The sequence below is a fragment of the Kitasatospora sp. NBC_01302 genome, from assembly GCF_035976515.1.
Lineage (GTDB): Bacteria > Actinomycetota > Actinomycetes > Streptomycetales > Streptomycetaceae > Kitasatospora.
On record NZ_CP108404.1, the window covers coordinates 3119204 to 3134298 of the forward strand.

At 72.1% G+C, this 15095-nt stretch carries 12 protein-coding genes; 10 read left to right on the forward strand and 2 right to left on the reverse strand.

Going from position 1 to position 15095, the window contains the following annotated elements; all coding sequences use genetic code 11:
• Window positions 1-187: 187 nt before the first annotated feature.
• On the forward strand, window positions 188-1819 hold the full coding sequence (gene tmpA / locus OG294_RS12820) for a 2-trimethylaminoethylphosphonate dioxygenase (protein ID WP_327066615.1): 1632 nt from the start codon (window positions 188-190) through the stop codon (window positions 1817-1819).
• A gap of 19 nt (window positions 1820-1838) precedes the next feature.
• On the opposite strand, the gene OG294_RS12825 is transcribed toward tmpA, so the two are convergent.
• The gene (locus OG294_RS12825) at window positions 1839-2633 is read right to left on the reverse strand and encodes a GntR family transcriptional regulator (protein ID WP_327071524.1); all 795 of its coding nucleotides are present in this window, start codon (window positions 2631-2633) and stop codon (window positions 1839-1841) included.
• Between the two features lie 374 nt (window positions 2634-3007).
• Between OG294_RS12825 and OG294_RS12830 the strand changes: the two genes are divergently transcribed.
• The 8 genes from OG294_RS12830 to OG294_RS12865 all read left to right on the forward strand — a co-directional run bounded on the left by OG294_RS12830 (window position 3008) and on the right by OG294_RS12865 (window position 11763).
• Window positions 3008-4165 (forward strand): ABC transporter substrate-binding protein, encoded by a 1158-nt coding sequence (locus OG294_RS12830; protein WP_327066616.1) that lies wholly within the window; start codon window positions 3008-3010, stop codon window positions 4163-4165.
• Between the two features lie 8 nt (window positions 4166-4173).
• Window positions 4174-5148 carry an ABC transporter permease gene (locus tag OG294_RS12835; RefSeq protein ID WP_327066617.1) on the forward strand — a complete coding sequence of 325 codons (975 nt, stop codon included), beginning with the start codon at window positions 4174-4176 and terminating at the stop codon, window positions 5146-5148.
• Window positions 5136-5975: an ABC transporter permease gene (locus OG294_RS12840; RefSeq protein ID WP_442789147.1), complete on the forward strand. Its 840-nt coding sequence runs from the start codon at window positions 5136-5138 to the stop codon at window positions 5973-5975. Before OG294_RS12835 ends, OG294_RS12840 begins: the two co-directional genes overlap by 13 nt.
• 31 nt (window positions 5976-6006) lie before the next feature.
• Window positions 6007-7098 (forward strand): ABC transporter ATP-binding protein, encoded by a 1092-nt coding sequence (locus tag OG294_RS12845; RefSeq protein ID WP_327066618.1) that lies wholly within the window; start codon window positions 6007-6009, stop codon window positions 7096-7098.
• Window positions 7099-7106: 8 nt separating this feature from the next.
• Window positions 7107-7793, forward strand: coding sequence for an HAD family hydrolase (locus tag OG294_RS12850; RefSeq protein WP_327066619.1), 687 nt, complete (start codon window positions 7107-7109; stop codon window positions 7791-7793).
• 5 nt (window positions 7794-7798) lie between these two features.
• Window positions 7799-8119: a DMT family transporter gene (locus OG294_RS12855; RefSeq protein WP_327066620.1), complete on the forward strand. Its 321-nt coding sequence runs from the start codon at window positions 7799-7801 to the stop codon at window positions 8117-8119.
• 214 nt (window positions 8120-8333) lie between these two features.
• Entirely contained in the window at window positions 8334-9755 is a 1422-nt protein-coding gene (locus tag OG294_RS12860) for an endonuclease/exonuclease/phosphatase family protein (RefSeq protein WP_327066621.1), read from the forward strand.
• Window positions 9756-9768: 13 nt separating this feature from the next.
• Window positions 9769-11763: a phosphocholine-specific phospholipase C gene (locus OG294_RS12865; protein WP_327066622.1), complete on the forward strand. Its 1995-nt coding sequence runs from the start codon at window positions 9769-9771 to the stop codon at window positions 11761-11763.
• 237 nt (window positions 11764-12000) lie between these two features.
• Here OG294_RS12865 and OG294_RS12870 read toward each other — a convergent pair whose 3' ends face one another.
• On the reverse strand, window positions 12001-13635 hold the full coding sequence (locus OG294_RS12870; RefSeq protein WP_327066623.1) for an APC family permease: 1635 nt from the start codon (window positions 13633-13635) through the stop codon (window positions 12001-12003).
• A 181-nt stretch (window positions 13636-13816) separates the two neighbouring features.
• Here OG294_RS12870 and OG294_RS12875 point away from each other — a divergent pair, with 181 nt between their 5' ends.
• Window positions 13817-15070: an MFS transporter gene (locus OG294_RS12875; RefSeq protein WP_327066624.1), complete on the forward strand. Its 1254-nt coding sequence runs from the start codon at window positions 13817-13819 to the stop codon at window positions 15068-15070.
• Window positions 15071-15095: the final 25 nt, after the last annotated feature.

Sequence of the window (15095 nt, forward strand, 5' to 3'; positions counted from 1 at the left end):
CCCGGCCGCCGCACCTCCTCCCCGGCGGCCGGGCCCCGCCATGCCCCGACCACCACGCTGTGGTGCTTTGTTCGGCTGCGCGCCAACTGCGCGCCACTCCGTGCTCACCATCGCCCGAAAGGGTCCTTCCGAGGCCAAGTTGGCTATACAACTTGGCGGCCATCTCACCTGCCGAAGGGCCCGTTCCATGTCTGACGCCATCGCGTCGCGCTCCCTGTACTGGCTGCGCGACAACTGCCCGTGCGCCGAGTGCCGCGACCCGCGCAACGGCCAGAAGCTCTTCCAGATCACCGATCTCCCGGCGGAGTTGGGCATCTCCGCGGAGATCGAGCAGGACGGCCGGCGGGAGGTGCTCTGGTCCGACGGCCACCGCTCGCGCTACCCGCTCGACTGGTTCGCCGCGCCCGACCGGATCACGCCCGAGCAGCCCGCCACCGGCGACCGCCGCAGCGAGGCGGGCAAGCGGCTCTGGCGGGCCGCCGACTTCGCCGCCGGGATCCCCGAGGCACGCTGGAGCGACTACCTGGCCGACCCCGCCGAGCGGGCCGCGGTGCTGCGCGCCGTGCAGCGGCTCGGCTTCGCGGTGCTGCGCGAAGTACCCACCGTGGAGCGGCAGGTGCTTGAGGTCGCGGCGAGCTTCGGCTACGTCCGGCAGACCAACTACGGCGAGATCTTCGACGTCCGGGTCGAGCCCGACCCCAACAACCTCGCCTTCACCAGCGTGGCGATCAGCCCGCACACCGACAACCCCTACCGCGACCCGGTGCCCACCCTGCAGCTGCTGCACTGCCTGGAGAACGCCGCGGCCGGCGGCGACTCGGGCCTGGTCGACGGCTTTCAGGCCGCCGCACTGCTGCGCGCCGAGGCCCCGGCCGACTTCGAGGTGCTGACCCGCACCCTGGTGCCGTTCGTCTTCCGCGACCGCGACACCGAGCTGCGCGCGGACCGGCCGCTGATCGGGACCGACCCGCTGGGGCGGATCCGCGAGGTGCGGTTCAACAACCGCTCGATCGGCCGACTCCAGCTGCCCGACGCCGAGTTGGACGCCTTCTACACCGCCTACCGGAAGTTCGCCGCGATCACCCTGCGCCCCGAGCTGCAGCTGGACTTCCGGCTCGACCCCGGCGACTGCCTGATCTTCGACAACGTCCGTCTGCTGCACGCCCGTACGGCCTTCGAACAGGACGGTCGGCGCCACCTGCAGGGCTGCTACGCCGACCTGGACGGCCTCGCCTCCACCCTCGCCGTGCTGGACCGGCGCGCCGCCGCGCTGGACCGGATCCAGGAGCTGTTCGAGGGCGCGGGCGCGGCCGAGTACCTGGGCGAGGCGGTCACCCAGGCCGAGCACATGCTCCAGGCCGCCGCCCTGGCCCAGCGCGAGGGCGCCCCGGACCACCTGGTGGCGGCGGCCCTGCTGCACGATGTCGGCCACTTCTTCGACAAGGACAGCCAGGGCGTGATGACGGGCCGTCAGCTGATGGAGGGCCAGGACAACCGCCACAGCCACACCGGCGCCGACTGGCTGGCCCAGTGGTTCGCCCCCGGGGTCACCGAGCCGGTGCGGCTGCACGTGTCCGCCAAGCGCTACCTGTGCGCGGTCGAGCCCGCCTACCGGGCGGGGCTCTCCGCGGCCTCCGAGTACACCCTGCAGGTGCAGGGCGGCCCGATGACCCCGGAGCAGGCCGCCGCCTTCGCCGAACTGCCGGGCGCAGCAGAGGCGGTGGCGGTGCGGCGGTGGGACGACGCGGCCAAGGTGGCCGACGCGGACACCCCCGGCTTCGAGCACTTCCGGCCGCTGCTCGCCCGGCTGCTGGGCTGAGCACCGACCGGTCGGGCCGTCAGTCGCCCGCCCGCGCGTGCCGCGAGAGCGCCGAGGTGACCATCGAGTTGTGCACGCTGAAGGCGACCGTGCCCGGCAGGTAGCGGTCCTGCGACCACTCCACCGGGCACCCGGTGGGGTCGGTCGTGCGGCGGCGCTCGCGCAGCAGCGGGGCGCCGCGCCGGCAGCCGAGCAGCTTGGCGTCCTCGGCGTTGGCGGCCACCACGTCGATGGTGTGGTCGGCGTCGGTGAACAGGATGCCGTGCTCCCGCAGGTGCTCGGTGTGCGAGACCACGTCCGGCGGCAGCTGGGCCACCAGCACTCCGACGTGCGGCGGGTAGACGGTGCGCTCGACCATCACCGCGCTGCCCGACAGGGTGCGCAGCCGCAGCGTCACGTAGACCTCGGCGCCCGGGGCGAGGCGCAGTTGCTCGCGCTCGGCGGCGTCGGCCGGGCGGCGCACCAGCGACTCCAGCCGGCCGCCGGGCTCCTCGCCCATCGCGCGGGCCCAGTGGGTGAAGCTCAGCAGCTCGGAGAAGCTCTGCACCCGGGCGTTGCCGAGCACCACCCGCCGGGTGCCGCGCCGCGAGGTCACCAGGCCGTCGGCGCGCAGCACCGCCAGCGCCTGGCGCACCGTGCCGCGCGAGACGCCGTACCGCTCGGCCAGCGCGCCTTCGGCGGGCAGCCGGCCCGCCTCGCCGTAGGCGCCGGTGGTGATCGCCTCCCGCAGGTCGGCCGCGACCTGGCGGTACAGGGCGCCGCCGGCGGCACCACCGTCCGGCGTCTCCTGCACCTCCTGCCCGTCGAGCTGCATAGCGCTCCCGGTCACCGTGCCTCCCACCACCAGATCCCCCCTCGACTTCGGTCTCCTTGCGACTTCAGTGTCCCGCGCGCCCGGCCCTCAGGCCTCAGGGTCTCGTGCAGCTCAGGACGTTCCGACCATATCCGCTTCGCGCGGGCCCCCGGCGCGGCGGATGGGCGGATATCGGCCGACCGGCCTTGACCGTTCCCACAGCCGACCCCTGTTCTGGGGCGCCCGTTCACCTTCTGGTCACCAAGCTCCGGCGTACTGTCCGGTGTCGGACGAAGTTGGCTGACCAACTTGATCCCGGCTCCCTTTCCTCGCAGTCGCAGCCCCGCATCCTGCCCCTTGCGACCCCTGCGCACCTCGATCCAGGAGATCCTCCCGTGACCGTGCACCGTGCCCGTGCCGCCGCCTTCGCGGCGGTGCTGACCGCCGCCGCGCTCTCCCTCACCGCCTGCGGTTCCGCCAGCAGCTCCTCGACCGCGAGCAGCGGCGGCAAGGACGCGAAGACCGCCACCTCGGCCGCCGACTTCGGCGGCATGGACGCGCTGGTCGCCGCCGCCAAGAAGGAGGGGAACCTGCACGTCATCACCCTCCCGCGGGACTGGGCCAACTACGGCACCCTGATGGACGGCTTCACCAAGAAGTACGGCATCAAGATCGAGGACGAGAACCCGGACGGCTCCAGCCAGGACGAGATCAACGCGATCACCTCCCGCAAGGGCCAGAACCGCGCGCCCGACGTGGTCGACCTGGGCAGCGCCTTCGCGATCTCCGGCACCCAGCAGGGCCTGTTCGCGCCGTACAAGGTCGCGGGCTTCGACCAGATCCCGGCCTCCATGAAGGACGCCAACGGCAACACCTACAACGACTACGGCGGCTACATCTCGATCGGCTGCGACGCCAAGAAGGTCAACCCCTGCCCGCAGACCTTCGCGGACCTGCTGAACCCGGCCTACAAGGGCATGGTCGCCCTCAACGGCAACCCGACCAAGGCCAACGCCGCGCTCAGCGCCGTCTGGGCGGCCTCGCTGGCCAACGGCGGTTCGCTGGACAACATCCAGCCCGGCATCGACTTCTTCGGCAAGCTGAAGCAGATCGGCAACTTCAACCCGGTCGAGGCCACCTCCGCCACCGTGCAGAACGGCGAGACCCCGATCACCATCGACTGGTCGTACCTGAACACCGGCTACACCAGCCAGTACGCCAGCAAGGGCATCGACTGGAAGGTCTCGATCCCCTCGGACGGCAGCTTCGCCCAGTACTACAACCAGGCGATCAACAAGGACGCGCCGCACCCGGCCGCCGCCCGCCTGTGGGAGGAGTACCTCTACAGCGCCGAGGGCCAGAACGGCTTCCTGGGCGGCTACGCCACCCCGGCCCTGTTCGACTCGATGAAGACCGCCGGCACCCTGGACGCGACCGCCGTCGCCAAGCTGCCGAACATCGCCAAGCCGTTCACCACCTTCCCGTCCCAGTCGCAGCAGGACGCCGCCAAGACGGCCATCACGTCCAACTGGGCCAAGGCCATCGGGGGCTGACCCACACCATGACTACGGCTCCCACCCCGGTGCCGGCCCCCGCCGCCGTTGACAGCAACGGCGGCGCGGGGACCCCCGGTACCGCTCCCGCTTCCGAGGCCGCCCCCACGGCCGACCGCCCCAAGGGCGGCAAGCGCCGCTCGGGCAACCGTGCCTGGCTCGGCGCGCTGCCCCTGATGGTCTTCTTCGCCATCGGGTTCGGCCTGCCCGCCGTCGCGATCGCCATCGGCGCGTTCACCACCTCCTCCGACGCCCCGGGCGGCGGCGGTACCTTCACCCTCTCCAACCTCACCGCCTCGCTCCAGGGCGCCTACTTCACCGCGCTGCTCGGCAGTGTCAAGCTCTCCGCGCTGACCGCCCTGATCGGCACCGTGATCGGCCTGCCGCTGGCCCAGGCGGTGGCCACCTCCCGGTTCCGCATCGTGCGCGAGGCGGTGCTGTCCGGCTCCGGCGTGCTGGCCAACTTCGGCGGCGTGCCGCTGGCGTTCATGTTCGTGGCCACCCTCGGCAACGCGGGCGAGGTCACCACCGGCCTGGGTCTGAAGAAGTACGGCTGGAGCCTGTACACCTTCGACGGTCTCGCGATCGTCTACCTGTACTTCCTGATCCCGCTGATGATCCTCACCATCACCCCGGCCCTGGAGGGCCTGCGGGTGCAGTGGCGCGAGGCCGCCGCCAACAACGGCGCGACCACCTTCCAGTACTGGCGGTACGTGGCGCTGCCGGTGCTGCTGCCCTCGCTGCTGGGCGGCTACGTGCTGCTCTTCGGCGCCTCGTTCGCCGCGTACGCCACCGCCGAGGCCATGGTCGGCAGCTCGATCCCGCTGATCTCGATGCAGATCGGCGATGCGCTCTCCGGCAACGTGCTGGTCGGCCAGGGCAACCTGGCCCTCGCGCTCGGCCTCGACATGATCGTGGTGGCCGGCCTGGTGATGGCCGTCTACCTGCCCCTCCAGCGCCGGAGTGCCAAGTGGCTCAGCTGAAGATTCCCGCTCCCCTGAGCCGCCTGCGCGTCGGCCGCGGTCTGGTGCTGCTGATCTGCGGCGTCTACTTCGCGGTGCCGATGGCCGCCTCGCTGTTCTTCAGCATCGACGACTACCACGGCGGCTTCACCTTCCACGCCTACACCGAGCTGCTCTCCGCGCCCGGCTTCCTGGACAGCCTCTACCTGAGCCTGGAGCTGGCCGGCGCCACCGTCGTGGTGCTGCTGCTGGTGCTGGTGCCCGCGCTGCTCGCCGCCCGGCTCGGTGCGCCCAGGCTGCGCCCGGTGGTGGAGGTGATGTGCTCGCTGCCGCTGGTCGTCCCGGTGGTCGCGCTCACCACCGGCATCGTCGGGGTGCTGCGCTGGGGCCCGGACTACTTCGCGAACTCGCCGTTCTTCCAGACCTTCGTGGCGATCCAGAACCCGGACTTCCCGGTGGTCCTGCTGATCGCCTACGTGCTGATGGCGCTGCCCTTCGCCTACCGGGCGCTGGACGGCGGACTGCGCGGCGTGGACGTCGTGACGCTGGTGGAGGCGGCCCGCAACTGCGGCGCCAGCTACCCGCGCGCGGTCCTCTCGGTGGTCCTGCCCAACCTGCGCAGCGCGCTGCTGAGCGCCTCGGTGCTCACCGTGGCCCTGGTGCTCGGCGAGTTCACCACCGCCTCCATCCTCGGCTTCCAGCCCTTCTCGGTGTGGATCAACACCTACGGCAAGACCGACGGCCAGATGTCCGTCGCGGTCTCGATGATCAGCCTGATGGTCGTCTGGATCGTGCTGCTGCTGATGTCCGCGCTCGGCAGCGGCCGCCGCAAGTCCGCGCGTTCCTGATCCCCCACGCACTTCTCCAGGAGTTCTTCCCATGACCACGGCCACCGCCATCGCCGGCGTCCCCCTCGCACCAGGTAGTGCCACCGTCGAATTCCGCTCGCTGCGGCGGGCGTTCGGCTCGACCGTCGCACTGGACGGGCTCGACCTGACCGTCCACCCGGGCGAGCTGCTCGCCCTGCTGGGCCCCTCCGGCTGCGGCAAGACCACCGCGCTGCGGATCCTGGCGGGCTTCGAGACCCACGACTCGGGCGAGGTGCTGGTCGACGGCACGGACGTCACCCGGATCCCGGCGCACAAGCGCGACGCGGGCATGGTGTTCCAGTCCTACAGCCTCTTCCCGCACCTGACCGCCGTGGACAACGTCTCGTTCGGGCTCAAGATGCGGGGCGTGGGCAAGGAGGAGCGCCGCAAGCGGGCGCTGGAGCTGCTGGAGCTGGTCGGCCTGCCGCAGCGCGCCGGGCACTACCCGCACCAGATGTCCGGCGGCCAGCAGCAGCGCATCGCGCTGGCCCGGGCGCTGGCCCTGCAGCCGCGGGTGCTGCTGCTGGACGAGCCGCTCTCGGCGCTGGACGCCAAGGTCCGGCTCAACCTGCGCGAGGAGATCCGCCGGCTGCAGCAGGAGCTCGGCATCACCACCCTGTTCGTGACCCACGACCAGGAGGAGGCGCTGTCGATGGCCGACCGGGTCGCGGTGCTGCGCGCCGGGCGCCTGGAGCAGTGCGACACCCCCAGCCAGCTCTACGCCCGCCCCACCACCGCCTTCGTCGCCCAGTTCGTCGGCACCATGAGCCGCATCCCCGCCGCCCGCTCCGGCGACGGCGTCGAGGTGCTCGGCCGCCGCCACGCGGTGGACGGCGCGGTGCCCGCCGCCGGCGAGCTGGACGTCCTGGTCCGGCCCGAGAACGTCGGCCTGACCCCGGACGGGACGGGCAACGCGGTGGTCGTCGGCGCCAGCTTCCTGGGCGCGGTCACCCGGCTGACCGTCCGGCTCACCGACGGCACCGAGGTCAAGTCGGACCTGCCCACCGAGGAGGCCGCCGCGCTGCCGATCGGCGGCGGCGCCACTGTGAGCCTGCCCGAGCGCCCCGTCCTGGTGGACGTCCGCGCCGGCGCCGGGCAGTGATCGCCGCGATGACCACTGCGCTGCAGCCCCAGGCCGGACTGCCCCAAGCCGTCCTGTTCGACATGGACGGCACCCTGGTCGACACCGAGCACCTCTGGTGGTCGGCCACCGCCGAGATCGCCGCCGAACTGGGCCACCGGCTCGGCGATTCGGACCAGTCCGAGGTGCTCGGCCACGCCGTCGAGCACACCGCGGCCCACCTGGACCGGGTGGTGGCCCACTCCCCGGGCGCGACCGTGCTGGCCGCCCGGCTCAACGAGGCGTTCATCACCAGGGTCGCCGCCCAGGTGGTGCCGCGCCCCGGGGCGCTGGCCCTGCTGAGCCGGCTGCGCGAGGCCGCGGTGCCCACCGCGCTGGTCTCCGCCTCGCCCCGGCAGGTGGTCGACCTGGTCCTCACCCACCTGGGGGCCGACTGGTTCGCCGTCACGCTGGCCGCCGAGGACACCCCGCGCACCAAGCCGGACCCCGCGCCCTACCTGGCCGCCGCCGCCCACCTGGGCCTGGACCCGGCGGCCTGCGTGGCGGTCGAGGACACCCCGACCGGCGTCGCCTCCGCGCACGCGGCGGGCTGCGCGGTGCTGGCGGTGCCCTCCTCCGCGGTCACGATGCCGTCCGGCCCCGGGATCACCCTGCTGGGCAGCCTCACCGAGGCGGACCTGCCGTTGCTGGCCGGGCTGACCGGTCCGCGAGAATAGCGCTCATGCCCTATCTGCTCCTCACCTTCGCCATCCTGAGCGAGGTCTGCGCCACCAGCTGCCTGAAACTCACCGACGGCTTCAGCAGGCTGTGGCCCAGCGTGGGCGTGGGGATCGGCTATGTGCTCTCCTTCGTGCTGCTGGGCCGGGCACTGAAGCACATACCGGTCTCGGTCGCCTACGCCGTCTGGTCCGGCGCCGGGACGGCGGCGGTGGCCGCGATCGGCGTGGCCGCCTTCGGCGAGCAACTGGGCAAACCGCAGCTGGCGGGGATCGCGCTCATCATCCTGGGCGTGGTGCTGCTCAACCTGCGCGCCTCGCACTGACGCACCTCCGCACACCCTTCGAGCCCTGGGACCCCGTCCCGGGGCTCGAGCCTTTCCCCGGCCGCGAGCGGCGAGTTCGACGGATTCCCGACTGTCCGTCATACGGCGTTCATGCACCGTCCGTCACGGATCGCCTGAATGTGGGCAGTGTTCTGCGGCCCGAGTTGTTCAGCCAACTCGGGCCGTGTCGAAGCCCCTGACCGACAGGATTCCCGTGGCCACAGGCAGCTCCCTCGCGCTCAGCAGCCCGCCCAGCCCCACCGAGGGTGACAAGCTCACCTTCCACTGGAGCACCGACGTGCCCGACGCCACCAACTGGGTCGGGATCTACGACGGCACCCGCCAGCCGGGCAACGGCTCCTCCCTCGTCTGGAAGTACACCCCCGGCACCTCGGGCGACCTCACGCTCGACACCTCCGCGCTGACCGGCGGCCCGTACACGGCCTACCTGCTGGCCAAGGACGGCTACGCGGTCCTCGCGCAGAGCGCGCCGTTCGGCTTCGCGCCCAAGCCCGCCGTCGTCCCGCCGCACAGCGCGGTGGACGCGCTGACCGCCACGCCGGCGGCGCCGGGCGCCCCGGTGCGCATCGCGCTGGGCGGGCTGTGGGCGCGGCCGGCCGGGAACCCGGCGGGGAGCGCGACGTTCCGGCGGGCCGGCGGCGACTCCTGGCTCTCGGTCGCCGCGGACGGCACGGTCACCGGCACCGCGCCGGGCAAGGCGCTCGCGCGCCCCGCGGTCGTCACGGTCGGGGTGCGCGACAGCGCGGGGGCGCAGGACACCGTCACCGTGCAGCTGCCGGTCGTCGAGCCGAAGGGCAAGCAGGCGCTCAAGGTGGCCAGTTGGAACCTCTGGGACGCCGGCACGCACAGCACCGACGGCTTCGAGAAGCAGCTGCGGGTGATCCTCACCCAGGGCTGGGACGTGGTGGGCCTGCAGGAGACCGCCGGTGCGGGCGCGCAGCGACTGGCCGACGCGCTCGGCTGGTACGCCTACCAGAGCGCGGGCAGCGTCGGCGTGCTGAGCCGCTACCCGCTGGCCGACGTCACCCCGGCGACCGCCACGCTGCCCGCCGCCGGGGTCACCGTGCAGCTGCCGAACGGCACCGGCATCCGGCTGTGGACGGTGCACCTGGACGAGAACTCCTACGGCCCGTACGCGATCCAGGACGGCCGCACGCCGGCCGAGGTGATCGCCACCGAGACCGCCTCGGTGCGCTACCAGCAGGCCCAGGCGCTGGTGGCCGCGATCAAGGCGGAGAACAAGGGCCCGGTGATCCTGGCCGGCGAGCTCTCCTCGCCCTCGCACCTGGACTGGACCGCGGCCACCCGCGGCACCGCGCTCGCCTGGCCGGTCAGCGAGGCGCTCCAGGCCGCCGGGCTGACCGACAGCTTCCGCGAGGACCACCCGGACCCGGCCAGGACCCCCGGCGCCACCTGGTCGCCCACCCGCAAGGCACGCGGCGGCAGGCCCGAGCCACAGGACCGGATCGACTACGTCCTCTACGCCGACACCGGGCGGATCGAGCTGCGCGAGGCGCACGTGATCGCCACCGGCTGGCCGGCCGCGGACCCGGACACCGCCGCCAACGGCTGGCCTTCGGACACCGCCGCCGCCGTCGCGACCTTCGCGCTCTGAAAGGGCCACACCGATGACCGAGTTGAACCGCCGTACCGTCATGGGCGCCGCCGCCGCGACGGCCGCCGCCGCCGTGGTCGGGCTCCCCGGCACCGCGCAGGCCAAGGAGACCGACGGCAAGGGCGCCAGTGGCAGGGGCAGCCACGCCGGTGACGTCACCGACGTCAAGCACGTGGTCGTCCTGATGCAGGAGAACCGCAGCTTCGACCACTACTTCGGCTCACTGAACGGCGTGCGCGGCTTCGCCGACAAGCAGGCGCTGACCTTCCCGAACGGCGACCCGGTCTTCCGGCAGCCGGACCCGGGCCGCAGCGACGGCGGCGTGATGCTGCCGTACCGGATGGACACCACCCGGTACAACGCGCAGAACGCCGCCGGCCTCGCGCACGACTGGGCCACCGGCCACCAGGCGATCAACAACGGCGCGATGAACAAGTGGGTGGCCGCCAAGGGCGAGCGCACCATGGGCTACTTCACCCGCGAGGACATCCCCTACCAGTACGCGCTGGCCGACGCGTTCACCCTCTGCGACGCGTACTTCTGCTCGCTGGCCGGCCCCACCGACCCGAACCGCCTCTACCTGTGGACCGGCACCTCGGGCCCGGGGCGGGACGGCACCACCGGCCCGTGGATCGACAACACCCCGGTCACCCAGAACCCGGTGGCCGACTGGACCACCTACGCCGAGCGGCTCGAAGCGGCCGGCATCAGCTGGCGGGTCTACCACAACCCGAGCGAGGACGACCGCACCGGCGACTACGACGACAACGCGCTGAGCTACTTCAAGCAGTTCCACAACTTCCCCACCACCGACCCGCGTTACATCAACGCGATGACGAAGTTCGACCCCACCGACTTCGACCGGCACTGCAAGGACGGCTCGCTGCCCACCGTCTCCTGGCTGGTCGCGCCCTACCTGTTCTGCGAACACCCCAACGCCAGCCCGGACTACGGCGCCCACTGGGTGAACACCGCCCTGCAGTCGCTGATGTCCAACCCCGAGGTCTGGCAGCACACCGTCTTCCTGGTCATGTACGACGAGAACGACGGCTACTTCGACCACCACGTCCCGCCCACCCCCGAGCCCGGCACCCCCGAGGAGTTCACCCAGGGACGGGCGATCGGGCTCGGCAACCGGGTGCCGCTCTGGGTCGCCTCGCCCTGGTCGCGCGGCGGCTGGGTCAACTCCCAGGTCTTCGACCACACCTCGGTGCTGCGGTTCCTGGAGCAGGTCACCGGGGTGCAGGAGCCGAACATCTCGCAGTGGCGGCGCACCGTCTGCGGCGACCTGACCAGCTGCTTCGACTTCACCAAGCCGGACTTCTCGATCCCGCAACTGCCCGACACCACCGCGCTGATGGCCAAGGCGGACGCGAACGCCTCGCTCCCGCCGGTCGCGCTGCCCAAGAGCGGAACCCAGTCGATGCCGCCCCAGGAGCGCGGCGACCGCCCGCACCGCACCCTGCCGTACCGCCCGTGGGCCGACATCGACGTGGACCGGGCCAGTGGCAGGGTCACCTGCACGATGACCAACTTCGGCACGGTCGGCTACTCCTTCATGGTCTACCCGAACATCCAACTGCCTTTCGCCGCGACCCCGTTCACCGTGGAGCCGGGCGCGAGCAAGACCTACGTCTGGGACGCCTCGACCACCGACGGCCGCTACGACTTCACGGTGCACGGCGCCGACGGCTTCGTCACCCGGTTCGCCGGCACGGTGACCCGCCTGGAGCAGGAGGACGTGGCGGTGCCGATCGTCTCGGCGGACCTGCGCGACCCGAAGTCGATCCGCTTCGAGCTGGCCAACGACGGCGCGGGGCAGGTGAGCTTCACCGCCACCGGCAACGACTTCGCGGGCACGCCGCAGACCGTCTGGGTCGGCGCCGGGCGCACCACCCGGATCGACTGGCCGCTCGACCCGCAGGGCCGCTACGACGTCACGGTCACGGCCGGCACCGGCACCCGCTTCGCCCAGCGCTACGCGGGCTGGGCGCACCCGCAGCGCTGACCGGAGCCGAATGGCCGTGCTGCAGTCTGTCGGACCGCAGCACGGCAGCCCGTATTCTCGTCGACCACACACGGCCGCAATACTCCCGGGCCGACCCGACCTGGAATCCGCCGTTCCTCTCGAATCAGGTTCGGACCCCGAAGATTCGATCAATGTGCGATCCACTCGGCGAAAGATCCCGGGCGTTCCGGCAACCGGAATTCCGCCTTTCCGCGGGCCCGCGCCGGGCGCGACCCGCTACCCCGCGGTCTCCGCCAGATGGCTGCGGCCCGAACGCACGCCCCAGAAGAAGGCCGCCAGGCCGCAGCCGCCGACCGCGAGCGAGTCGTAGGGCTTGGGCACCAGGTTGCTGCCGCCGAAGCCGCCGACCGCGGAGAACGCCAGCAGCGCGAGCAGCCAGGCGATCAGCCAGGCGCCCTTGCGCAGTTCGCGCAGCAGCTGGGCGGCCGGCTCCCCGCGCCGGGTGACCCAGAACAGCGGCAGCCCCAGCAGGGTCAGCGGCACGGTCACCCGCAGCCGGTGCCAGGCCGACCAGTAGACGAACAGGGTGGCCACCACGAAGGCGAGCGGCGCCACCCAGCGCAGTGCGGGCGAGCGCCCGGCCGCCCGCGCCGGGTCGCCCACGCGCAGCGTGCGGGCGGCGACGGCGGAGGTCGCGTACACCATCAGCAGCAGGTCCCCGAGGGTGCTGACGATGTCCTGCCAGCCGCCGAGCGGCACCAGGAACATCGCGGTGATCGCCGTGTTGAGCACCAGCGCCCGCCGGGGGATGCCGGAGCCGGCGTGCACCCGCCGGAACCAGCGCGGCAGCGTGCCGTTCTTCGCCAGTGCGTAGGTGCGCCGGGCGGTGGCCGCCAGCCCCACCAGCGCGGAGCCGCCGGGCGACAGCACGGCGTCCGCGTACATCACCATGGAGAGCCAGTGCAGGTTGAGCAGCAGGGCCAGCTCCGCGAAGGGCGAGTCGAACGCCACCCCCTGCCAGCCGCCCGCCAGGTCGCGCTCCGGCACGGCGACCAGGAAGGCCAGCTGCAGCCCCAGGTACAGCACCACCGCCAGGGCCAGGCCGGTGAGCACCGAGCGCGGCACGTCCCGGCGCGGGTCGCGGACCTCGCCGGAGAACTCCACCGGCGACTGGAAGCCGTTGAAGGCGTAGACGATGCCGCCCACCGAGAGCGCGGTCAGCCCGGCCGACCAGCCGTAGGGGGCGAAGCCGCCGTGCCCGTGCCCGCTCAGCCGCCCCGGCTCGAAGCGCGCGCTGACCAGCAGCAGCACCACCGTGAGCACCGGGACCACCAGCTTGACCGCGGTCACCAGCAGGTTGACCCGGGCGAACAGCCGCACGCCGAAGGCGTTGAGCACGCCGAGCAGCACGGTGATGGCCAGCGCCAGCAGCACCCCGCTCCAGGTCAGCCGCGAGCCGTCGTACAGCTGGGGCCGCCAGTGCGCGAGGTACTGCACGATCGCCGCGACCTCGGCGGCGTTGGCCCCCACCGCCAGCAGCACGGCCCAGCCGAGCATGGCGGCCACCAGCGGTCCGTTGGCGTACAGCGGCCAGCGCACCGTGCCGCCGGCCTCGGGGCGCGAGGCGCCCAGGTCCACCATGACCAGGGCGACCAGCGCGGCCAGCGCGCCGCCGGCCAGCCAGCAGAGCAGGGAGAGCGGCCCGGCGATCCGCGCCGCGTACATCGCGGCGAACAGCCAGCCGGAGCCGATGATGTCCCCGAGCCCGATCCCCGCCAGCCGCCAGTACCCCAGCTGGCGATGGAGCCTGCGCTCCTGGCCGTGCGCCGCACCCCCTTCCTGCGTTCCGCACCGGGCCGTATCGGCGGACGGCGGCGAATCCCGCGGGACGGGCTGCGAAGAGGAGGACATCCCCCATCTCTACCGCGACGATGAAATGACCATGCGTATAGAGAGCACTCTGTCACTGGGACGCAGTAGTCGGTCCACCGGCGCCAGGAAACGTCCTCATCTGGGTACCGTAAATATGGCAACTGTAGCTGAAAAGAGTGACCGGGCACTCACCCCCCGGGAGTCTCCCTAATCTGCCGATATGGGAACACTCAACTCCTTTCGCAGCTTTCCCATGTCGGTACGCCTGCTCCTGGTCAACCAGTTCGGTGTTGATCTGGGCTTCTACGTACTGATCCCCTATCTCGCAACCCACCTCGACCGGGATCTCGGAATGTCGGCGGCCTTGATCGGATTGATCCTCGGGGTGCGCAACCTCTGCTCGCAGTGCCTGTTCGTCCTGGGCGGCAGCGCCACCGACCGGCTCGGCGCACACCTGGTCATCCCGGCCGGCTGCCTGCTGCGCACGGTCGGATTCGGGCTCTTCGCCTGCGGCGACGGCATCCACCTGGTGCTCGCCGCCTCCGCCCTCACCGGGCTCTCGGCCGCACTCTTCTATCCGTCCGTCCGCGCCTATCTGACGGTGGAATCCGGCGATCGCGCGGCCGAGGCATTCGGGCTGCTGAACATTGTCTCCACCGCGGGCAGCCTGGCGGGTCTGGCCCTGGGCAGCATGCTGATCCTGCTCGACTTCCGCCTGTGCGCACTGGCCGCCACGGTGATGTTCGCCGTATTGACCGTCGCGCAGATCTTCGCATTGCCCCGCCAGCAGACCGTCAGCGCCCGTCCGGGCGTGCTGGAGGAATTGCGCGAGGCTCTCGGCAATCGCGGCTTTCTCGCCTTCTCGGCCACCATGGTGGGAATGGCCACGATGGAGAACCAGATGTTCCTGCTGATGCCGGACGGCGCCCGGGCGGCCTCCGGCTGGGACGGCGCGGGTGCCATCCCGCCGACCCTGGGCACCCTCGCCAACCTCGCCCTCCAACTGCGGATCACCCGCCGCGTGCGGGCGGGCGGCGACATCGGGCGGTGGGTCGGTCCCGGCCTGGCGCTGATGGGCCTGGGGTTCCTGCCGCCCGCCCTGGTGGCCGGGCTGCACCACCCGCCCGGTCTCGCCGCGATCGCGGTGCGCCTGGTGCCGGTCTGCGCGGGCGCCTGCGTGCTGTACTTCGGCGTCATGGTGGCGCAGCCGGCGGTGATGGAGCTGATCCCCAAGTTCGGCCGCACCGACCTGACCGGCACCTACTTCGGGCTCTTCTACCTCTTCTCCGGCTTCGCCTCGGCCGGCGGCAACTTCCTGGTCGGCTGGACCATGGACCTGGCCCGGCACACCGGCCGGGCCTGGCTGCCCTGGGCCTGCTGCACGGCCTTCGGCCTGTTCTCCGCGGCCGGCGCGGCCTGGCTGCACCACCTGCGGGCGCTCCCGGCCGATCGCCACGCCGCACTCGCGGCCTGAGCCTTCCAGAGCCTGTCCGGTGGAT

Coding starts and splice junctions, on each gene's coding strand:
- OG294_RS12855 (WP_327066620.1), top strand. CDS start 7,799: ATGCCCTATCTGCTCCTCACCTTCGCCATCCTGAGCGAGGTCTGCGCC.
- OG294_RS12850 (WP_327066619.1), top strand. CDS start 7,107: ATGACCACTGCGCTGCAGCCCCAGGCCGGACTGCCCCAAGCCGTCCTG.
- OG294_RS12875 (WP_327066624.1), top strand. CDS start 13,817: ATGGGAACACTCAACTCCTTTCGCAGCTTTCCCATGTCGGTACGCCTG.
- tmpA (WP_327066615.1), top strand. CDS start 188: ATGTCTGACGCCATCGCGTCGCGCTCCCTGTACTGGCTGCGCGACAAC.
- OG294_RS12845 (WP_327066618.1), top strand. CDS start 6,007: ATGACCACGGCCACCGCCATCGCCGGCGTCCCCCTCGCACCAGGTAGT.
- OG294_RS12825 (WP_327071524.1), bottom strand. CDS start 2,633: ATGCAGCTCGACGGGCAGGAGGTGCAGGAGACGCCGGACGGTGGTGCC.
- OG294_RS12865 (WP_327066622.1), top strand. CDS start 9,769: ATGACCGAGTTGAACCGCCGTACCGTCATGGGCGCCGCCGCCGCGACG.
- OG294_RS12870 (WP_327066623.1), bottom strand. CDS start 13,635: ATGTCCTCCTCTTCGCAGCCCGTCCCGCGGGATTCGCCGCCGTCCGCC.
- OG294_RS12835 (WP_327066617.1), top strand. CDS start 4,174: ATGACTACGGCTCCCACCCCGGTGCCGGCCCCCGCCGCCGTTGACAGC.